Genomic DNA, 21560 nt, shown 5'->3' with positions numbered 1-21560 from the left:
TTTAACCCAGTTTGGACATTTTACCCTTGGGATGGCAGCGAGGAGAATGTCATTAAGTCAGCCCTAAACTAAAGTTTGGGCTTAAAGCTAAAACCCGCTCAAACGGGTTCAATGGCTTACCCCAGTAAGCTTTAGCTTACTTTAGCTTTAAGCCGGAAATTTATTTCCCGGCTACCTGCGTCAATCCCATTCCCTCTAGGACACGCCTACCGCCACCGGAGTTGCAAATAACCCCGTGATTGACTCAGTTCCTCTTCGCCCAGCCATTCTACAGGCTTGTAAGTGCCAAAAACCCGATCCCACCAATCCACCCCCAAACCAAAATTGTGATGCCACATTCCATATTTGTGATGCACGTAGTGAACTGGCATCTTCATCCAGAAGCACTTGGTTGGGTTTTCGTGCTGTAGCTGATGGGCATAGGCTGAAAATGCAGCATAGAATAAGCCACCAAGGAACCAACCGATTCCAGCCTCCCACGAGTAGAAAAACATCAAACACATTACTAGCAAACTGCCTCTAACATAGTCTCGAAACTCCCACAACACCCCCTGTCCTTCGTTACGACGGTGATGATCTCGATGACGTTCGCCAATCCGAGGCGAGACGTGCATCAAGCGATGTAGCCAATATTCCACCAGACTTGCCAAGACAAACGCCACACAAAAAAAAGCCATTCCTACAGAAAGTTTTGCTAATAAGGTCATAAACTCCCATTCCTCACACTTTTTCTGTATATCAACACACCTGAAGCCTTGTTTATTCGATTTGATTAGCTAGGACGGTTATATCCTATGGGAAATCTTACTAATTTTTTGTTTTCTATTGCTGCTGCCGAGAGCGATCGCGAAATTCAAAAAAGTATAGGGTAAGGCAAATATAATTCCACAAGCTGCACGCCATCGACTCCAAGAGAACACGGCTCGTGATGTAGGATATATCCTCCAGAAACGATTGACTGCACACACCATTTCATCGCCCAATCCGATGACTTCATGCCACCAACCGGCAGGAATATAAAGTGTTTCACCTTGCTCAAGGATTACTTCGCATTTATGCTGGAGTGCCTGCTTGAATTTTGGCATTGTTTTAAAGTCAGGGTTTTCCAGATCCACCTGACTAAACCAAGAACGCAATTTCAATCCGTGGCGCAAATGAATATACACCGGAAATGGATAGAGATTGTATGTCTCTGAGGGTGGAAAAAACACTATTTTTTTTGCACCATGCAGTTGCATCAACGTGCCGTCCACTGAGTCATAATGTAAGCCTGAGCGATGACCTCCCGGAGCTACATAAATGTTCAGTTCGCTCGCAGGTTCCGTTAAACCTAACCGAGAGCCAATGATTTTTAAAGACTGGGTATCAGCAAGCGGGGTATTTTTGAGGGGACATTTTCCTAGGTTAATGTCATTTTCATGAGCCTTATAGTTACGCAACATCTCTGCATATTCTGTGAATGGCATACTTTGCAGATTTACGCCACTGCCGATGCTTTTCCATTTGCGCTTTTCCTGCTTTTCCCTTTCCCGCCCTGGATTTCGGAAGATTAACTCTTGGCTGCCAAACTTTTCACATAAATAGTCTAAATTCCAGTCACCTTCACTTTCCAATAAGCCCGTAATGATAACAGGAGTTCCGGTTTTTTGATATTTTTCAAAAAATAGTTCTGGTGTTATCGATGAAATATCCACTCGTTCGATTGGCTTGACCCGCTTTTCTAAGTCTAATTTTATGACATTTTCCGATTTGGTTTCCATACCCATCTCCTCACCTATTTTGAGTCAATAATAGTTGGATATATAATCATAATTCATTTATGAAAGCTTAGATATCTCTTTTTTCTCTTCCTTAGCGCTCTTGGCGTCTAAGCGCTATCGCTAACGCGAGGCTAACGCCAACGCGGTTCATAAAATTTACAACTCCTATAGAACTGCTATAACTGTCCCCAAAAAAGCTTCGTTTTCATCGCTCATTAGTCATTAATAAAGACATTATGAATAATAACTACTAGCGAAGTTTAGCATTTAGTTTGGAGAAAAAGAAAAAATCTGCTTTAATCGACATCTAGTTATTCTTGCTAATGGATCTAATGCACTAATGGCAAATCTATTGCTACCAGTTTTGACAACAATTGCTGAACGTGCCAGGGCGAATTTTGTGAAAAAAACTCGTCGGACTTCTGCTGTGCAGGAGCAGTTATTAAAGGAGCTATTGCAGACTCATAAAGATACCGAATTAGGTCGCAAATATGGGCTGAGAGATATCAAAACAATCGAGCAATTTCAACAACAGATTCCGATTCTGCCTTACAGCAGCTACGAACCCTATACTGAACGCATTGCCCAAGGTGAAAAAAATATTTTAACGCCAGATCCGGTCGTTTATCTCAATACGACCAGTGGCTCGACGGGAAATCAGAAATTAATCCCGGTGACTCAGCGATTTCAGAACTCGTTGGGATGGGCGAATCTGACTTGCATCGGCTTTTTAGGTGAGGCGCTGCGTTCCCAAAATCGAAAATTTGGCAAACTGTTAGTCACCAACACCGCCCAAATAACGGGACGCACCAGTGGCGGGATTGAGTATGGGCCGGGAGGTACAGGCGTCCTCCGCATGGGCAAATTTCTCTACGAACAACTCTTTGCCCATCCTTACGAAACCCTACAAGCAGCGGATAGTATCACCCGCCATTATCTTTGCTTCTTATTTGCCCTGCGCGATCGCTCGATGCGCGGAATCGGAGCCAATTTTCCCATGCTCATCCTGCGAATCTGCAACTATTTAGAACGCTACGCGGAAGATTTGATCCGAGACATCGAAACCGGAACCATTGCCAGTTGGTTAACACTCGAACCCGAACTTCGAGCCAAATTGGAACGGCAATGGTCAGCAAATCCAGGTCGCGCTGCTCAATTGCGGGAAATCCTAAAATCAGAGGGACGGCTTACCCCGAAACTAGCATGGCCTGAGCTATCTTTTACCGCCACCGCGCGGGGAGGAACCTCAGATTTTTACTTTGAGCGATTTCCCAGCTACTTTGACGACATCCCTAGCTTTGGGGCTGTTTTCGCCTCCGCTGAAGGCACCTTTAGTATTTACCACGACCTCAACAACGATGGCAGCATCTTAGCCATTGAAGCAGGCTTTTTTGAATTTATCCCGCAAGACCAGTGGGAAGTAGAGCATCCCAAAACCTTACTTGCCACGGAAGTGAAGGCGGGAGAACTTTACCGGATTCTGATGACCAACTATAGCGGCTTCTACCGTTACGATATTGGGGATGTTGTAGAGGTCCTGGGCTTTTACGAGCAGGTTCCTCTGATTGTATTCCGTCACCGTCGAGGCGGGATTTTGTCTTCCACGACGGAGAAGACGACCGAATTTCATGCCACTCAAGTGATGCAAAGCTTGCAACAAGAATTTAGCTTGCCATTAGAGGATTTTTGTATCACTTTGTCCGAAAATGAGTTTCCCGCCCATTATCTAGTGAACATTGAACTCGTTGACGGTCATAACCTGAGCGATCGCCTTGCTTTTTTAGCCAGCTTTGACCGTAAACTCAAGGAAACTAACGTTTACTATCAATCCAAACGCAAGGATCAGGTGCCTCCTCCCCGACTGCGAATTCTGGCTCCTGGCAGCTTTGCCAAAGTTCGCCAACGTCAAGTAGAAAGGGGAATTCCGGATTCTCAACTAAAATTTCCCCATATTAGCGAAGATCGGAATTTTTTGGCTGGGCTGGAAGTGGAGCAAGAGGTTAGACTTCCAGAGGATCGCGATTAAATTTGTCTTTGCTGCCCAATAAAAGCAGCAATCCTGCCACCATTGAGACACTCGCTGCCCCATAAAAGACCCCTGGCAAGCCGCCATAATTGATTGTGGGTCCCAGGAGAATCGGGGAGAGAAACTGTCCGAGAAAACCGGCACCCGTTCCGGCTGCCAGCACGCTAGACCGAAGTTGAGAAGGGGCAAGATCGGCTAAAGCGCTATATAGGTTGGGTAGCGCAATCCCAAATCCCACGCCGAAGAGTACTGCTGTTATCAAAATCCAGAGGAGTTGGGATAGCAGTGGGATGGTTGCTAAGGTTAATGCCATCAGTGCAAATCCGGTTGCGGTGGCTCGATTTAAACCGAGTCGCTTGGCGAGTCCCTTCGCAGCAAAAGCGGAGACAGCCGCTGCCCCAACTGCCCGCGATGCCAAGACAATCCCATTCAGAGATGCCCCTGCCCCTATCGTTGCCTTGAGGTAAAGAGGTGCGTAAATAACAACGGCATACATCGCCACTGAGGCTAAGCAAAGGGTGAGTAACAACTGCAAGGCATGGGGCTGTCCGAGGATTTTACCCAGCTTTTGGTTGGAATCGGTGGCGCGTTCTTTAACCCGAAACTTCGGTGTCTTTTCTTTCAAAATTAAAGCCACCAAAAATGCCAACGGCAACCCCAGCCCATACAGATAAAAAGCATATTGCCAGTGAGTGGCACCAACCCAGCCCCCTAAAAGTGGAAAAGCAATACCAGTCAGGGTTAGGGTACTGGTCGCGTAACCTAAAGCTTGCGATCGCGCTTCGCCTTCATACAGATTCCCCAGCAAGCCCAGACTCGCCGCGGCAATCCCCCCACTCGCGATACCCAGCAACCCCCGCATCACTAACAGCGGCGTCAGCGTTTGCATGAAAGCTCCTGCCGTGCCTAACACTGCGTAGAGAATTAGGGAAGGAATTAGCACCTGTAACCGACCAACTCGATCTGCCAAAATCCCTAGCAGTGGGCTGAATAGGGCAATCGTCAGGCAATGAAGGCTCACCAAATTACCGGCAAATGCAGGATCGAGGTGAAGTTGTTGTACCATTTCTGGCAAAATTGGCGCAATGACTCCCCCCGTCATGGTAGTCAGGGAGCCTGCTGCCAGCAGCACTAACAGTCTGCGATCGCCCAACATAAGCCAGAAACCTGCAATTTTTGGTCATCATAACCTAGATAGGTGGAAATCAACTTATTTTGGGCTGTTCTGGGTGATGGGTGATTCATCATTTGAAAAATCCCAAAAGACAAAACAAATTGATATTGACTTATCGGCGACTAGGAAGCTAAATATTGTCACAGAAACAGGCAACAGAGGCACAATTCATGGAACTGGCTACAACGCTAACCAGCCAGACCGTTCAGAATGCTGTTCGAGAGGTGGGCATCAATGGGAATCACTGGTATCCGGTGGGTTGGGCAGACCAACTGAAGCCCGGTGATATCATGCCTGTCGTCATTTGGCAGCAAGCGATCGCAATTTTTCGCGATACTCAAGGGAATCTCCATGCCTTAGAGGATGCTTGCCCTCACAAAGGCATCGCACTGCACAAGGGCACCGTCCAAGGGTGTAACCTGGCTTGTGCTTATCATGGCTGGGAATTTGACGGTGAAGGTCATTGTGTCAGCATTCCCTATCTTCCCGACACCCAAAAACTTCCTCGCGCCCAAGCCCGCAGTTATCCAGTGCAAGAAAAATATAATCTTATCTGGATCTTCCCTGGCGATCGCGCCCTCGCCACCACCTGTCAGCCGCCGGATATCCCTGAATTTGACGAGCCAGATTGGTTAATGGTGCCAGTGAGTGCCCACTTCCAAGCCCATTTTTCCATCTGCAATGAGAACACGATGGACGTTTTTCATGGTTTCCTGCACCAAAAATTGCAGGGTTGGTTCGATCCGGTGCTAACAAGTCTGCGAGAGACGGACGCCGCAGTCTGCGCCGAATACAATGTTTCCTACAAAGGTCGCATGGCTCAGTTTCTCGGATTGAGCGATCGCGCTGACCAAGTCACCACCTTACCGATCTCGATTCAGTATCGATACCCTCATTTTTATACCGTTCTCCAGGGAGTTTCCGCCCTATACTTGATGCGATTGCCCGTGGGCTTAACTGAGAGCCGCTCTTTTGCCTTTTTCTTTTTCAAAGTCCGCCTGCCCAAATGGGTACTCAACCCGCTCAGACCTTTGTTGCAAAACCTGCTCCCGCGCTTTGTGTTGTTGAAATTTCTCGCCCAAGACATCGAGATGATCGAAAGCGAGCAGCGAACCTATTTAGCCGATCCCCAGCGACGTTATGTAGAAATAAATCCAGCGATTATTGCTATCCAGCGGCTAATTGTCCGGCAACATGAGAAATTTGTGCAAAAATCTAGTCAATCGCAAAATCATCAGGGGAATTCAGAAAAGTCTATTTCTCTCTCGTGAGGCGATTGCAAGAGAGCCATCTGAACTAACCCAAGAAAATTCACTCGGATGAAGGCAATCTTAGCAGCGGCGTATCCTCTAGCCCTTTCTCAGTCCTGCGGTCAAGTGAGCTGGAGCAATATATTCATAAACACTATGAGGTCTTATTCCTTTGGGCGTTTCGTCAGACCTGGATAGCAGAAACCGAGTCTGGCAAATATTACTGTTGAGCCAGAGGCGATCGCCGATCTGGTAAAAGCTGAGAGGAGTCAACTTGTGCAAATTGTCAAAGAATATGTCCAGCATTGGTACGAGAGCGGACTTGACCCCGATGAATATATCTGTCATCAGAAGCAGGGGAATACAGTCGAGATTGAAGACGCGGCGACGGGTGAGCGTCAAACCGTTCTCAGCTTCTGCACCAATGATGTTTTAGGGTTAGTTCACGAAGAAGCCGTTAAGCAAGGTGCCATTGATGCCATCCTGAAATACGGAACGTCAAACAGCTCCTGCTCCGTCTTGAGCGGTCGAATCGATCTGCATCGACAGCTAGAGGACGAGATTTCAGCCTTTAAGCATCTGCCCCATACCCAGCTATTTCTGAATGCTTGGATGGCGATGCAAGCCTTAATGGATGCCTTCTGCCACTTGGCAATTCCCGTGCCGGGATTTCAGAACACTCGCGAAACTTTAATTCTCACCGATGTCCTCAATCATGGCTGCATTGTCTCAGCCGTCGTCAATGCCGGGACTCGTTCCGGAAAAGTGTTTGGCAACAGCCCCCGCACCCGTGTAAAAGCTTACCGCCATTGTAATATGGAGGATTTAGCGCGGAAACTCCATCGATATGCCCGACCTGGCGATCGCATTCTGGTTGTATCCGATGCCGTATTCTCAATGGATGGGGATATCGCGCCGCTGCTCGACATGATCGGTGTGCTGCAAAAATACGAGGGCAGCGTGCTGGTAATGGATGAAGCTCATGCCAGCGGTGCCATTGGAGCCACGGGAAGAGGGATCTACGAGCATTTTGGCATTTTGCCCAGTTATGCGATTGAGCGGGGCGTCGTGCCGCTGATTATGACGACTTTCTCGAAGTTTGCCGCCTCAGCCGGAGCCGCCATTAGCAGCCACGTCGCAGAGTTAAAACCCCTGCTGAATGTTTCTCCTACCTCAATTGGAACCATTTCTTTACCGCCCCCAACCACGGCGGCTGCCTTAGAAAGCATCCGTATCGTTCGTCAACAGCCAGAACGAGTCCAAAAGCTACAGGAAAATACCCGATACTTGCGATCGCGCTTAGCTGAAAATGATTTTGCCGCAATTGGCGAGACCAACGTTGTCCCAGTCATTTTACCGTCGGAGATTAATCCCAAGGTCTTTGGCAGACAACTTTTGCAAGAGCGCGGTCTTTGGGTCTCTCCGATTTGGTTTATTGCCAAACCCCGCCTCCGCATTACCGTCAACGCTCTCCACACTCACGAGGAAATGGATCGTTTGGTGGCAGGAATGGTAGCCGTTCGGGACTTATTGTATAAACCAACGATTAGTGCATAGCAATACCAGGCTTAAGCTGAGATTGCCCTATGACTAGCCGTTTGCTTAACCCCTTTTTTGGAGTGCGTGATGCGTGTACTGCTCCTCTATCCACAATTTCCCAAATCGTTCTGGTCTTTTGACAAAGCGCTAGAACTAATCGGACGGAAGGTATCGCTTCCTCCGCTGGGAATGATTACAGTCGCAGCGATTCTGCCCCAAACTTGGGAGTTCCGCTTAATAGACCGCAATGTTCGATGTGAGACTGAAGCAGACTGGGCTTGGGCAGACCTCGTCATCATCTCCGGGATGATTGTCCAGAAACCCGATATGCTACACCTGATCCGCGAAGCGAAGCAGCGCGGCAAATTGGTAGCGGTCGGTGGTCCCTACGTTACCTCAGTTCCAAATGCGGCACAGGAAGCCGGAGTAGACTTTCTGGTTTTAGACGAAGGCGAGATTACCCTGCCGCTCTTAGTCGAGGCTTTAGAACGGGGTGAAACCGAGGGGGTATTCCGTTCCAATGGCGAAAAGCCGGATGTCACGAACACACCCATTCCCAGATTCGACCTGCTGGATCTAACTGCCTACAACGATATGTCGGTGCAGTTTTCGCGGGGTTGCCCGTTCCAGTGCGAGTTCTGCGACATCATTGTTCTCTATGGGCGCAAGCCACGCACGAAAACCCCCGCGCAACTGCTCGCTGAGTTACAAGCTCTGTATGATTTAGGCTGGCGGCGCTCTATTTTTGTGGTTGATGACAACTTCATCGGCAACAAGCGCAACGTCAAGCTCTTGCTGCGCGAACTCGGTCCCTGGATGGCAGCTCGCGGCTACCCCTTCCGCCTTTCGACGGAAGCCTCGGTAGACTTAGCACAGGATGAGGAATTGCTGGATTTGATGGTCGCTGCCAACTTCAGTGCAGTGTTTTTGGGCATCGAAACACCGGACACAGAGAGCCTGGCGATGACTCAGAAATTCCAAAATACGCGCAATTCCCTGATGGAATCGGTTCAGAAAATCAATCGGGTGGGTTTGCGCGTAATGGCTGGTTTCATCATTGGCTTTGATGGTGAAAAGGCTGGGGCAGGGCGGCGGATCATTGATTTTGTGGAAGCGACAGCAATTCCTCAAGCACTGTTCAGTATGCTTCAGGCTTTGCCGAATACAGCTCTGTGGCATCGACTTCAAAAAGAGGGTCGTTTGCTGGAGGGGAGTGAAGAGGCGAATATCCATCAGACAACACTGACCAATTTTATCCCCAGCCGTCCTTTAGAAGAATTGGCTCGTGAATACGTCAGTTGCTTCTGGGAACTGTATGAACCATCTCGCTATCTAGCACGAGTCTATCGGCACTTTATACAGATGAAGCCGACTCCTCACAAGAAGAAGTTCCGAATGCCGGGATTCAGTGATATCAAGGCATTATTTATTATTTGTTGGCGACAAGGACTGAAACGCAATACCCGTTTCCAGTTCTGGCGTCAGATGTTCTCTATCATCCAGCACAATCCGGGTGTATTTGAGTCTTATTTGATTAATTGCGCCCATATTGAGCATTTCATCGAGTACCGTCAAATTGTGCGCGACGAAATCGAAGCTCAGCTTACCGAATATCTAGCGAACAAGGGAACAGAAACTCCTCAAGAAAAGGTTCTGGCAAGCTAAGTCATTCAATGGATTGACTTTACCAATGAATTTGGAGAGTTAAATAAAAGTTGTTTCATTAAACACTTTTAAAACTATAAAAATGGTGGAGAATCAAACAAAAAAGATTCAAATTCGAGCAGTAACAACTCCGGAAGAAACTAAAATGTTTTTGGATGTTCCGGAGCGAGTTTATGCGAACGACCCTCACTGGGTAGCGCCAATTCGCAGCAGTATTGCCAAGCAGTTCACTCCTAGTAATCCGTTCCTTCAGTATGGGAAACTTCAACAGTTTATTGCTATCTCTGAGGGAGCAAACAGTTCTCAGGCAGTAGGACGCATTGTTGCCGCAGTCAATCATCGGTTGATTGAACGAGAAGGACAAAATGTTGGTTTATTCGGTTTTTTTGAGTGTGTCCAAGATTTTGCGATCGCGCAATCCTTATTTGAGACTGCTTGCAACTGGTTACGCGAGCAAGGCATGACAGTTGTTCGGGGTCCCATCGATCTCTCAACTCACAATAATTGTTTATTTTTAGTAGACGGATTTGACTCGCCACCAATGGTGATGATGCCCTATAATCCGTCCTACTATCCAGAATTTATAGAGAAAGATGGCTGGCATAAAGCGAAGGATGCTTACGCCTATAATTTTTCTTTAGATAAACCCTTATCAGCAGAATTTGAGAAAGCTTACCGGATTGCTTGTAAATCAGGTGTTACCTTTCGTCCGTTAAGAACGGAGGGAGAAGGATTTGAGCAAGATTGTATCAGCCTTTATCATCTTTTTAACCGCGCTTTCGCTAATAACTGGAGTTCAACCCCGCGCAGCCAGGAAGAATTTTTAGAAGAAGCGAAAGAACTACAGACTTTAGTAGATCCGGATGTCTTTCCAATTGCTGAATATAACGGGGAAATGATTGGGTTTTGGATGGGATTACCCGACTATAATATTCCTCTAAAACACGTCAATGGAAAGTTAAATTGGCTGGGAATTCTTAAGTTCCTTTGGTATCGCCGTCAAATTGATCGAGGACGAGTAATTGCTATTTGTTCGCTGCCGGAATATCGCCGAAAAATGGTGCCTCTTGCCTTGATTTATTTGGGAATGCAGGGGGGAATTCAAAAAGGTAAGCCCTATAAGCAAGCGGAACTTTCCTGGGTCTATGAAGATAATTTTCCCTCCCGCAAGCTAATTGAAGCAGCGGGGGGCAAGATTTATAAAACTTACCGCATTTACGAAAAAGCATTATGAAGGCGCTAGTTACTGGAGCCAGCGGATTTACAGGTTCTCACTTAGTGCGGGCTTTAGAGCAGCAGGGCGACTTGGTGGTGGGGCTAGTCCGAAAATCGAGCAATCTAGCGCGTCTTTCTAATTGCAACGTGCAGTTGGTTTACGGAGATATCACCGATCGGGATGCCCTGCGAAGGGCAATGGCTGGGGTAGATACAGTTTTTCACACGGCTGCCTATGTAGAACTGGGCATCGTCGATGAGGCAGAAATGGAGCGGGTAAATGTGGAAGGAACCCGCTGCGTGTTAGAAATTGCCCAAGCCGCCGGCGTCTCCAAAGTCGTCTATTGCAGCACCATTGGCGTGTTTGGCGATACGGGGGGCAAACTTGTAAATGAAACTTTTAAGCGGACACAAACTAACTTTTCCTCTGCCTACGATCGCACTAAATACCAAGCGCAAGAATGGGTGGATCGATTTGCGGCGCAAGGACTTCCGGTTGTTAGTCTTCTGCCTTCCGGGATTTTTGGGGCAGACGATCCCCATTTTGGCCCCGTGATGCAACAATTTCTCAAAGGACGGCTAAAAGTGTGGGCAGGAGGCGATCGCATTACCGGCATTGTCCATGTGGACGACTTAGCTGCGGCGATGATTCTAGCAGCAGCAAAAAGCAAACCTGGAGAACACTACATTATTTCTGCTGGTGAGCTGACTACCCGCGAAATGTTTGAGATTTTCAGCCAGGAAACCCGCATTCCCGCCCCCACTGAAGCTCCTAAGCCCCTCGTGAGACTTTTGGGAAACTTACTCGATCCAGTCGGACGCCTGCTCAAATGGCAGCCACCCCTCAGTCGGGAGCGCGTTCACTACATTTACGACCGCTGCGTCCGGGTAGATGCCACCAAAGCTTGTCAGGAACTCGGTTGGCATCCCCGCTCAGTATCACAAACCTTGAGTGAGATTGTCCGAACCATGCAAGCTGCATCGTGAATGTTGCCCGATTTACACTATTCTTTCTTGAGAACCCCATCTTCCAGATAAGCGACTCGGTCGGCAACATCGACAATCCGAGGATCGTGCGTCACCATCAGTACCGTGCAGCCGCCTTCCTTCGCCAACTGACGCAGTAACTCAATTACGGTATGCCCACTATGGGAGTCTAAGGCAGCGGTTGGCTCATCTGCCATAATCAATTGGGGATTGCCTGCTAAAGCCCGCGCGATCGCTACCCGCTGTTTTTGTCCTCCAGACAAATCACCCGGCTTCTGGTTCGCTTTATCCCCTAATCCCACCTGTTCCAACAACACTCTTGCTTGCTGTCGGGCGACCCTATACCGAATGCCTTTAACATTCAGCACGATTTCAATATTTTCAGATGCTGTTAGTGCGGGAAACAAGTTGAAACCCTGAAAAATAAAGCCAATATTGTGTAGTCGGAACCGTGCTAGCTTTGCCCTAGACATTCCTGTAATCTCGTCTCCGAGTAAGTACACCTTTCCAGCAGAGGGTGTCAGCAGTCCAGCTAAGATTGACAGCAGGGTAGTTTTTCCCGATCCAGATGGTCCCATCAAGAGTTGGATATCGCCCCTACAGATTTCTAAGTCAATCCCTTTAAGAACTTGATAAGACTGTCGCCCTGAAGGGAATGCCATCTCTACCCCTTTGGCAACAATCGCTCCCATTTGACGATTATTAAATTCTCTTGCGGTAGAATCATCCTGGATTTGGCTCTTTTTAAACACAGTAGAGTTAATTTGAGAAGCACTTATCCGTTTAAGTCTTTAGCCTAACTTTTGGTCAAACTTGCAAGTAATCGTAAATCTTTTCTTATGGTTTCACTAGCTCGGAAGCACTTGCTCGAAGACATTCCTCGTTTACTTGTGGCTCAGGCAGGGATTATGTTTGCCGTTAGCCTGGTAACAATTCAAACGGGTATCTTCAATGGCTTTAGTCGCTCCGCTGCTAAATTAATTGACAATTCCCAAGCCGATATTTGGGTGGCATCCAAGAGTATGGTGTACCTTGACTTGACGTTGCCAATCCCCCAGGCGCACGTCGTTCTGGCTCAAGAGGTGGCAGGCGTAGAGCGAGCCGAAGCACTCATTGCTAGGGGTTCCGTATGGCGTCATCCCTCAGGTGAGATTGCTCCAGTCAGAGTCATCGGATTTAACCCAAACGGACAATTGTTTGTACCAACAAATATCACCCAAGGAAGTGTGAGTGCCCTAAAAGAACCTTACACCGTAATGGTGGATGTCACTAACCTGGACTCCCTAAAGGTACGAAAGATCGGTGATGTCGCTGAAGTAGGTACTTTACCAGCTCGGTTAGTTGGTTTCACCCAAAGAAATCGCTCAATTGCATCAAATGCTTATATGTTTACCTCATTGGAGAGTGCCAATGCTTACTTAAATTCTGGTCAGACTTCTAATTTGTCTTGCCGATTGCAATCGGGATCGAGGGGAATCCAGTGTACTAACACTTATGAGAAGCTCGATCCCGCTGTTACTTCTGTACCCAGACCGTTAGCTGCATCAGATCCCATCACTTATGTGTTGATTCAAGCCAAGCCTGGTCAGGATTTAGAGGCACTTAAGCAGAAGTTAGAAGCCACCTTACCCGATACCCGTGCGTACACTCACGCTGAAATGATTGAAATGACTCAGGCTTATTGGCAAAAGCGAACGGGAATTGGGTTCCTTCTGGGTCTTGGTGCAGCGGTGGGTATAATTGTCGGGGCGATCGTTGTCGGTCAGATCCTCTACTCGTCAGTATCCGATCACATCAAGGAATTTGGCACCCTCAAAGCGATGGGCGCGTCCGATTGGGTTATCTACTGTGCAATCATCGAACAGGCACTGTGGATGGCAATTCTAGGCTATATTCCCAGCATGGTTCTTTGCTTAGGAGTGGTAGCCTGGACATTTTCCAGTCAGGGAATCATCATTTTAATCACTCCGGCGACTGCGATCGCTGCCTTGGGAATTACGGTTGTCATGTGCGTCGGTTCTGCCATCTTTGCCATTCAAAAAGTCACTCGCGTCGATCCCGCGATCGTCTTCAAGGCGTAATTCCTAGAACCGTTAACCTGACAATACCAGCTACACCGTCTGTTGCCGTCCTCGCTTCGCAAGCTTAATTAACGATAAAAATACGAAAATTGCAGTTGCCCATCTAACTCTTTGATTCGCTGTTTAGCCTTATAAAATTCTTGGCAGTAGTATTCTCGTTTTTCAGGCTCGATAGAGGTGTCGGGGTTTTTCCATAAATCCAAAAAGCGGCGGGCGATGTTTTCACACATTACCCGTTCCATACAAGCAGCAGCTGATTTAATCAATTCAGGGGAGAGAATATCTCGCTGTGTATTCTCATCGAGATGAAACAGTGGAGAAACCTGAGCCAAATCCTCAGGAAACTCAATTAACAAGTTTTGTAGGGAAGATATTAGTTCTGGCGTTTCTACTATAGACGCCTCAGAATTTCTTTGTATATCTAAAATTTTTAGCCATAAAAATCGGTAGTGGGGAAGGCTAAAAAACAAATCTCGTTCCTCTAGCACATCAATAACCGCCTGCCGGTATTCGGGGCAATGGAGGTAAAAACGTAGGAGTAAAGCTTCTGCTCGTTCTAAAAGACTGCGTTCCGAAGAACCCGATACAACTGGCTGTTGGCGTTTATTATTGCTACCAGTACGGCGCGACTGGAGACGTTTATTCTGCTTGGGCTGACTTTGCTTGAGAAGATTGTTAATTAGCAGCGGCACTTGTAGGGAACTATCTTGATTGAGGAGTTCTTCCCAGTGACGGACAACTTTATTGAGAAGATTATCTGATAGCAACCCTACCCGCCGAGAATCCCCCTGACTAAGGATTTCCGCACAGTGATTGATGTAGTAAGTAATTTGATCGTCGTTGGTGAGGTTGTTGAGTAACTTCACCAATTCTCCTGTAACTTGCTGAAATTGATCTGCTTGTTTGAGGCTTTTTCCGACTAAGATTTGCTGAATCTGCCAATCAAGCCACAGCGGGGCATTGAGCAGCAGTTCCCGATAGGTTTGAGTGCCACCTTTGCGGATAAATTCGTCGGCATCTTTCCCATCTGGAAGGTTGAGAATTCGGAGATTAACTTGCCCTTGGTAAGCGAGATTGGCAATTTCTCCAATCGCTCGTTGAGTTGCTTTTGTCCCAGCGGCGTCGGCGTCGAAGTTGAAGATAATCTGCTTGGATTCGGTGTATCGCAGCAGCAGCCGCACTTGTTCTAAGCTGAGAGCAGTGCCCAGAGAAGCGACGACGTTGGAAATCCCTGCTGCATGGAGCGCGATCGCATCAAAATATCCCTCTACCACGACGGCTTGATCCTGCTTGCCAATCGCGTCACGAGCTTTATCCAAAGCAAATAAAGTTTTGCCTTTATGAAATAACTCAGTTTCGGGGGAGTTGAGATACTTGGGTTGCTCATCCCCCAAGGTTCTACCGCCAAAGGCAATGACGCGCCCTTGACTGTCGTGGATCGGAATCATCAAGCGATCGCGGAATCGATCTACATAACCGCTGCCCGTCTTCCGAGGAACAATCAACCCCGCTTGTTCTACCAACTGCACCGGGTGGTGTTTCTGTTCCACCAAGTAGCGATAGAGGGTTTCCCAACCCGCTGGTGCATAGCCTAGATGAAATTGTTGGATGGTTTCTTCCGAGAGTTGCCGCTTCGAGCGTAAATACTCTAAAGCCACCTCTCCTTGAGCTTGCCGGAGGGCGTGCTGATAAAAGCTTGCAGTCACTGCCAAAATCTCATGCAGCTGCTCTCGCAGCGTAATTTGGCGCTGCAATTCCTGTCGCTGTTCTGGTTCCAGCATCTGCACCGGAACTTGATAGCGCCGCGCCAAATCCAGCACGACTTCGCCCAGAGAACGCTTAGAATGTTCCTTCAGGAAGGTAATTACATTTCCCCCAGCTTGACAGCCAAAGCAGTAATACATCTGCTTGCTGGAACTGACACTAAAACTAGGGCTTTTTTCCTCATGAAAAGGGCACAAACCCACAAAATCTTTGCCCTGCTTCCGCAATAGGACGTATTCCGAGATGACATCTACGATGTCAGCCCGTTGCTTTACTTCCTCAATCGTGTCTGGATGCAGCCGGGGAATTTGCACAGCTTAGTTTTTTGTATTGAGAGAACCAATTGTGATTGGTGTTTTTTTCTAAACAAAGACAAAGGGGTCTTCCTAGTAATGTTCTAAGCTGGTACTAAGATAACTCTTGGCACCCATTCATCTTGCTAAAACTGAATCGCTAATCATCATTGTATTGGGATTACACTCAGGGTTGCACGCTACCAAAATTCTCAATCAACCTAGCGATATAGAGGATAAACCGGGCAGTGCTTAACTTTTTTCCTAGACGCCAAAGCGCGATCGCCAAAGCTGCCGCTACATTGGAAGCTTATGGGGTTAAACCAGCAGTACGGCAGCATCTGACGGCATTTTTGCAGGAAAGCGACAGCCGAGAACTCTACCATGCTAACCCCCGTCGAATTGCCGAACGATTGCACTTAAGCGAACGGGAGGCGCTGCGAGTGTTAGTCACCGCGTTGAAAGAAGGCATCCTATCTCTCAACTGGGACATTCAATGTCCCATGTGTCGGGGCATCGACTTCAATCCGAAAAGTCTGTACGATCTGCGGACAAACCATACCTGCCCAAGGTGTCACACTGTCCACGCCACTGATGCTGATGAGCAGGTGCGGATTACGTTTAGTATTGATGAACGATTGCGCCGCTTGGGAAGGGAAGCAGACGATCCGAATTTCCGCGCTAAAGTCGATGCTCAATATGGGGTAGTTTCCGGACACCAGATGCTGACGCTGCAAACTTTCCGCGACTTTTTTCCCCGCGAGACGATTCCGCCTAATGAGAGTTTAACGATTCGGCGGGTAGCAATTTTATTTTCGGATCTGGCTGGTTCGACGGCACTCTACGCAAGGCGAGGAGATTCGCGGGCTTATCATCTGGTACGCCGACACTTCGATCTGCTGTTTCAGGTAGTAGATTCCCACAATGGTGTGGTTGTCAAGACGATTGGGGATGCGGTGATGGCAGCATTCACTGCGCCTGCTGATGCGACGAGAAGCGCGATCGCCATGCATCAGCAGATGGAAGCTTTGAATCAACAGTTGCAACTAACCGCAGAAGATCGGCTCATCCTCAAAATTGGCATTGATGTCGGCCCTTGTATTAGTGTCACCCTAAACGAGCGGCTTGACTACTTCGGCACGACGGTGAATACAGCAGCACGGGTGCAGGCGACAAGCCAAGGCAACGACATTGCTTGTACCGAAACTGTACTCATGGACGCAGACGCTGCCAGTGCTGTCAAGGATTGCCCCCGGCTGGGTAACGCGATGAGTCTTAAAGGATTGGATGCACCGATTCTGGTTTATCGGATTGAGTTAATGAAGGCAATTTGCAGCAAAGCAAGTGATGTCTGAACTTTTCTCTCTCCGAACTTAAAGGAGTAGCGGGAGCAATTTTTACATTGACGATGTCAATGTATTTTTCTTATAAATTTTATTTTTCTGTTAACTCGCTTTCCTGAAATATTATTATTTTTTTTAGCCTTGCATTCTTCGATAGCCATCTTTTAAAAAAACGGCTAAGATTTATTAGAGCAAAAGCAAAACAACTGATTTTTAACAGTTCCTCACGCTCTGGACGCGAATTTTTTGGACGATGAACATAAAGATTGCGATGCTTACAAAGTTTTATACTTTTAGTTGCAAATTGTGATTATTTAACAGTGGTAGACCCAGTTGATGTAAGATGTGGAACTTGCTAAGAAAGTCTCTGGAAAATCAGCAGCTTTAAACTGAAGATAGTTACCGCGTACCGACAACTGAGTAGAAGTCCTCTGGGTTAACTTCCCTGAAGCCAACGGGTGAATCTAAGAAAACTTCCCTTCCTTTACTGAGTCTTCTAAACCTTGATAAATGCGTAATTATCCGGTGGGCAGATAGGTCACTCAGTATGTTATTCAGTTAAGTTTGAAGTAAAAAATTCATAACTCACGACGAAAACCATGAAAGCAGCTAATAGCCGTCAACCTTCCTCCGTTGCCTCCAAAATCCTCAAGTTGGTCGGAGTGATCCTAATTGTGTCCTCACTGGTTGACTATGCGGTTTTTCTAATTCCGCCAAATAGACCTAGCGGTGTGGACGATCCCCAGTGGCGGCTGAACTTCCTACAGTGGCAACAGGGCGTTACAGGGCAGCTAATTGACAGAGGTGTGATTCCAATGGTAGGTCTGGCGCTGCTGTTCGCTGGATATTGGATTGACAATAACTCTGGAGTAGCTCGAAAAGGTTGGGAAGATCTAGTAAGAATCGGAGCGTTGATACTCTCTGTTATTTTAGGTTTGAGCTTCCTGCTGCCAGTGCCCTTACTGAACATCAATAGCCTGCGTCTGCTGAACCAGGAAGCGGTCGCCCGAATTAACCAAAGAGCGACTCAAGTTGAAACTCAAATCGCCAGCCAGTCAGCCCAAGTTACCGCCCTGCTTGAAGATAGTAAGAAGCTTGCGGAACTAGATCAGGCGCTCAAGAGCGGTCAAGTTCAAGGGGAGCAACAGGCGAGATTGCAAGCACTCAAAGATCAACTACAAAAGTTAAAGCAAGACCCAAAAGCTTTGAACGCACAAGTCGATGCAGCTAAAACCCAAGTTCGAGGCGGCAAACTAGAAGCCCAAAAACAAGCTCAAGGCGAGTTATTGAAGACGAGTATCCGGAATGGTCTGAGCAGTTTACTCTTAGCGATTGGCTACCTTAGCATTGCGGCACTGGGGTTGACAGGTTCGGGAGGAAGCCGACGGAAAGCTCAGGCGCGGTAAGGACTCGCGAACGGTAAGTAGCTAGGGGTCAGTAGCCAAAAAGCTGTAGGTTTTTCCCTCAGCGAAGTGGTGACGAAGCTGCTGCCTGTTGAGTAGGCTAGGATGAAGGCTGCAATTTCTCATCCTTCATCCGGCGAAGAAAGCATCCCCGAACAGACTTCTACTCTTTGAAGTCACAACGCCCCAAGGAACCCAACGCGATTGGGATTTCCCTTTCTGAAGTGCATCCTAAAGCAGGGATTGGTTATTTCCTCTCACGAACGGCATCGCATGTTTTCAATTTACATCCTGACCTATAACGAAGAAATTGATATTGCCGCTTGTATTGAGTCGGCAATGTTATCGGATGATGTGATTGTGGTGGATTCGTACAGTAGCGATCGCACCCTCGAAATCGCCAGTCACTACGATGTGCGGGTGGTGAAGCATCGGTTTGAAAGTCACGGACGACAGAGAACCTGGATGCTTCAAGAAGTCCCCGCCAAACACGAATGGATTTATATCCTAGAAGCTGATGAGCGGATGACAAAAGAGCTGTTTCAGGAATGCCTGGAAGCAATTAAAACGACTGAATATGTCGGCTACTATGCAGCAGAGCGCGTCATGTTCATGGGCAGTTGGATTCGCCGCAGCACCCAATATCCCCGCTACCAGATGCGTCTGTTAAAACCGGGCAAAGTCTGGTTTAGCGACTACGGTCATACCGAACGGGAAGTTTGCGAAGGAGCTACCAGCTTCTTGAAAGAAACCTATCCCCACTACACCTGTAGTAAGGGATTGAGTCGCTGGATCGACAAGCACAACCGCTATTCTACAGACGAAGCCGTTGAAACCCTGCGTCAGTTAGACAAAGGAAGTGTCAACTGGCGAGAATTATTCTTGGGTCGTTCGGAAGTAGAAAAACGCCGCGCCCTCAAAGATTTGTCTTTAAGGCTGCCCTTCCGTCCGCTCGTGCGCTTCGTATATATGTATTTCTTTCTGGGTGGCTTTCTGGACGGGCGAGGAGGATTTGCCTGGTGTACTTTGCAGGCATTCTATGAATATCTCATCTTACTCAAGGTCTGGGAGCTTAAGCATCTTCCCCAGTCCCCGCTGGATGACCCAAGTCAGCCAATTCCTCCAGACGATACGAATGTGGATGCGACGACAGTCAGTTCCTCTCCTCGATAAAGGTAACGGACTTGTAAATGCTAAAGTGTAAAGTGTGATACTAGATCCCTGGGGAGTTGCAACAATTCTTCACAAGTCTTACAAATAAAGATAGAAAAGAAACAATTCCAGAATCAAACCTACGCTGTTGCGGCAGGTAAGTCATGCATGAAGGAGCAGCAATCTTTTAGAGAATGCCCGGTTCCAATTTTGCAGGCGTGTCTTCTGGGGTTGATTGACGAACTTTTTCAGCCAACACTCACCGAGTGAGATTGGTATCCCGATATAAAGAAAGCACCGCCAGTTGTAAGGAGATTGGGCAATCTGTGATCCAACGCTTCAAGCAGGACTTAAAGAATGACCTGATTGCAGGTCTCCTGGTTGTCATTCCTTTGGCTACCACAATCTGGCTGACAATTACAATTGCCAGCTGGGTGATCAACTTTTTGACCCGCATTCCAAAGCAGGTAAATCCCTTCGATGGCCTGCATCCCATCCTGGTGAATGTCCTAAATCTGCTGGTGGGACTGGCAGTTCCATTGCTGTGTATTATGCTGATTGGCTTAATGGCACGCAATATTGCCGGACGGTGGCTTCTAGATTTTGGGGAGCGACTGTTGCAAGCGATTCCATTAGCCGGATCGGTTTATAAAACGCTCAAACAATTACTAGAAACGATTCTAAGGGATACAAACGGCAAGTTTCGCCGCGTTGTTTTGGTAGAGTATCCTCGTCGAGGAGTCTGGGCGATCGCTTTTGTTACAGGTGTGATGAGCAGCGAAATTCAATGTCAGATGACTCGTCCCATGCTCAGCGTTTTCATTCCAACCACGCCCAACCCAACCACTGGCTGGTATGCGGTTGTCCCGGAAGAAGAAGTGCTGAATCTCTCCATGTCGATTGAAGATGCCTTCAAGGTCGTGGTTTCGGGAGGAATTGTCAGTCCCAATCCCTTACCCTTAGTGCCGGTTCCGACTGGTAGCGATCGCCAACTAGAACCCTTAGTTTCTGAAGGGAGATGGCAGGTTTTACCCACAGAGGAAGATTAAAAAATCACGAGGGAATGAGTAATGGGCAATCGGTAATTGTTAGTAGTTCTTAGTCCTTAGTCCTTGGTTTGTTGCTACTGGCTAATGACCAATGACAAATGAGCTTTTGACCAACGACCGATTACCGATTACTCATTCCCGATTACCCATTAGAATTTGTCATGCAAAACCGCCAACCCCGCCGAATTGCCCGTGAATTAGCTCTCCTCAGCCTTAGCCAGCTCAGTGGGACTGTAGAAGGACTGGCGACCCAGCAAATGTCCAGCTTAGTCACTGCTGCCATTCGCGCCCTCAGCTCTGAAGTTCAAGAGACTTTAGAGGTTGCCGCAGCAGAAGTTCAACGCTCCAGCGAGCGCTTGCTTAGTAGCGAAACCCGCGCCTCGGATGTTCAGAGTGCAAAGGTGATGATAAACGAAGCCATTGAGCTAACTCAGGCAGCTATCAACCGCGTGGGAACTGCTCTAGAACTGCCAGAATTTATTCAACTGTCAAACCAGCAGGAGGTTCGCGCCTACGCCTTAGAAATTATTACCAAAGTAAACGCCAAGCGGAAAGAAATCGATCAACAGCTCGACGAAGCAATGGTGAATTGGCAGTTAAACCGCCTGCCTCGGATTGACCGGGATATCTTGCGGGTGGCAGTGGTAGAAATTATGTATATTGGCGTGCCAGACAGAGTTGCCGTCAATGAAGCGATAGAGTTAGCTAAACGGTACAGTGATGAAGAAGGGCATCGGTTTATTCAAGGCGTCCTGCGCCGAGTCACTGACCAGCTTAAGGCTCAATCGCCCACGACCTAGAAAAGTTCTCTATAGTTAGTAGCAGTAATAGCTCCTTAATTGCTGCTGAGTTTTGTAGG

17 protein-coding genes are annotated in these 21560 nt (G+C 47.7%); 12 read left to right on the top strand and 5 right to left on the bottom strand.

Annotated features, from left to right (window positions below; all coding sequences use genetic code 11):
* Window positions 1-206 precede the first annotated feature (206 nt).
* Both H6F52_RS20140 and H6F52_RS20135 read right to left on the bottom strand, forming a co-directional pair.
* Window positions 207-707, bottom strand: coding sequence for a sterol desaturase family protein (locus H6F52_RS20140; RefSeq protein WP_190414655.1), 501 nt, complete (start codon window positions 705-707; stop codon window positions 207-209).
* 78 nt (window positions 708-785) lie between these two features.
* Window positions 786-1766, bottom strand: coding sequence for a cupin-like domain-containing protein (locus H6F52_RS20135; RefSeq protein ID WP_199300649.1), 981 nt, complete (start codon window positions 1764-1766; stop codon window positions 786-788).
* A 334-nt stretch (window positions 1767-2100) separates the two neighbouring features.
* Here H6F52_RS20135 and H6F52_RS20130 point away from each other — a divergent pair, with 334 nt between their 5' ends.
* Window positions 2101-3786 (top strand): GH3 auxin-responsive promoter family protein, encoded by a 1686-nt coding sequence (locus tag H6F52_RS20130; protein WP_190536548.1) that lies wholly within the window; start codon window positions 2101-2103, stop codon window positions 3784-3786.
* Here H6F52_RS20130 and H6F52_RS20125 read toward each other — a convergent pair.
* On the bottom strand, window positions 3761-4942 hold the full coding sequence (locus tag H6F52_RS20125; RefSeq protein WP_190536547.1) for an MFS transporter: 1182 nt from the start codon (window positions 4940-4942) through the stop codon (window positions 3761-3763). The genes H6F52_RS20130 and H6F52_RS20125 overlap by 26 nt on opposite strands.
* Before the next feature lie 188 nt (window positions 4943-5130).
* Here H6F52_RS20125 and H6F52_RS20120 point away from each other — a divergent pair, with 188 nt between their 5' ends.
* The 5 genes from H6F52_RS20120 to H6F52_RS20100 all read left to right on the top strand — a co-directional run bounded on the left by H6F52_RS20120 (window position 5131) and on the right by H6F52_RS20100 (window position 11616).
* The gene (locus H6F52_RS20120; protein ID WP_190536609.1) at window positions 5131-6231 is read left to right on the top strand and encodes an aromatic ring-hydroxylating dioxygenase subunit alpha; all 1101 of its coding nucleotides are present in this window, start codon (window positions 5131-5133) and stop codon (window positions 6229-6231) included.
* Window positions 6232-6486: 255 nt separating this feature from the next.
* Window positions 6487-7767: an aminotransferase class I/II-fold pyridoxal phosphate-dependent enzyme gene (locus H6F52_RS20115; RefSeq protein ID WP_190536546.1), complete on the top strand. Its 1281-nt coding sequence runs from the start codon at window positions 6487-6489 to the stop codon at window positions 7765-7767.
* A 69-nt stretch (window positions 7768-7836) separates the two neighbouring features.
* Window positions 7837-9414, top strand: coding sequence for a B12-binding domain-containing radical SAM protein (locus H6F52_RS20110; RefSeq protein WP_190536545.1), 1578 nt, complete (start codon window positions 7837-7839; stop codon window positions 9412-9414).
* Between the two features lie 82 nt (window positions 9415-9496).
* Window positions 9497-10648, top strand: coding sequence for a hypothetical protein (locus tag H6F52_RS20105; protein ID WP_190536544.1), 1152 nt, complete (start codon window positions 9497-9499; stop codon window positions 10646-10648).
* A complete protein-coding gene (locus tag H6F52_RS20100; RefSeq protein WP_190536543.1) occupies window positions 10645-11616 on the top strand; it encodes an NAD-dependent epimerase/dehydratase family protein in 972 nt (323 codons plus the stop codon). The genes H6F52_RS20105 and H6F52_RS20100 overlap by 4 nt, the downstream gene beginning before the upstream one ends.
* A 17-nt stretch (window positions 11617-11633) precedes the next feature.
* Here H6F52_RS20100 and H6F52_RS20095 read toward each other — a convergent pair whose 3' ends face one another.
* Entirely contained in the window at window positions 11634-12308 is a 675-nt protein-coding gene (locus H6F52_RS20095) for an ABC transporter ATP-binding protein (protein WP_190536608.1), read from the bottom strand.
* A gap of 147 nt (window positions 12309-12455) precedes the next feature.
* Between H6F52_RS20095 and H6F52_RS20090 the strand changes: the two genes are divergently transcribed.
* The gene (locus H6F52_RS20090; RefSeq protein ID WP_190536542.1) at window positions 12456-13697 is read left to right on the top strand and encodes an FtsX-like permease family protein; all 1242 of its coding nucleotides are present in this window, start codon (window positions 12456-12458) and stop codon (window positions 13695-13697) included.
* Between the two features lie 68 nt (window positions 13698-13765).
* On the opposite strand, the gene dnaG is transcribed toward H6F52_RS20090, so the two are convergent.
* A complete protein-coding gene (gene dnaG, locus H6F52_RS20085) occupies window positions 13766-15775 on the bottom strand; it encodes a DNA primase (protein WP_190536541.1) in 2010 nt (669 codons plus the stop codon).
* A gap of 227 nt (window positions 15776-16002) precedes the next feature.
* Between dnaG and H6F52_RS20080 the strand changes: the two genes are divergently transcribed.
* From H6F52_RS20080 to nusB, 5 genes are all read left to right on the top strand, one after another.
* Complete coding sequence (locus tag H6F52_RS20080; RefSeq protein WP_190536540.1) at window positions 16003-17109, top strand: adenylate/guanylate cyclase domain-containing protein; 1107 nt, start codon at window positions 16003-16005, stop codon at window positions 17107-17109.
* Between the two features lie 587 nt (window positions 17110-17696).
* Window positions 17697-18503, top strand: a complete 807-nt coding sequence (locus tag H6F52_RS20075) for an HpsJ family protein (protein ID WP_206754045.1) — start codon at window positions 17697-17699, stop codon at window positions 18501-18503.
* A gap of 270 nt (window positions 18504-18773) precedes the next feature.
* Complete coding sequence (locus H6F52_RS20070; protein WP_190536539.1) at window positions 18774-19673, top strand: glycosyltransferase family 2 protein; 900 nt, start codon at window positions 18774-18776, stop codon at window positions 19671-19673.
* Window positions 19674-19978: 305 nt separating this feature from the next.
* Window positions 19979-20701 carry a DUF502 domain-containing protein gene (locus tag H6F52_RS20065; RefSeq protein ID WP_190414695.1) on the top strand — a complete coding sequence of 241 codons (723 nt, stop codon included), beginning with the start codon at window positions 19979-19981 and terminating at the stop codon, window positions 20699-20701.
* Window positions 20702-20862: 161 nt separating this feature from the next.
* Window positions 20863-21501: a transcription antitermination factor NusB gene (gene nusB, locus H6F52_RS20060; protein WP_190536538.1), complete on the top strand. Its 639-nt coding sequence runs from the start codon at window positions 20863-20865 to the stop codon at window positions 21499-21501.
* Window positions 21502-21560: the final 59 nt, after the last annotated feature.

The organism is Coleofasciculus sp. FACHB-542, assembly GCF_014695825.1.
Classification (GTDB): Bacteria; Cyanobacteriota; Cyanobacteriia; order Cyanobacteriales; family FACHB-T130; genus FACHB-T130.
This window is presented reverse-complemented; position numbering and strand designations above follow the sequence as displayed.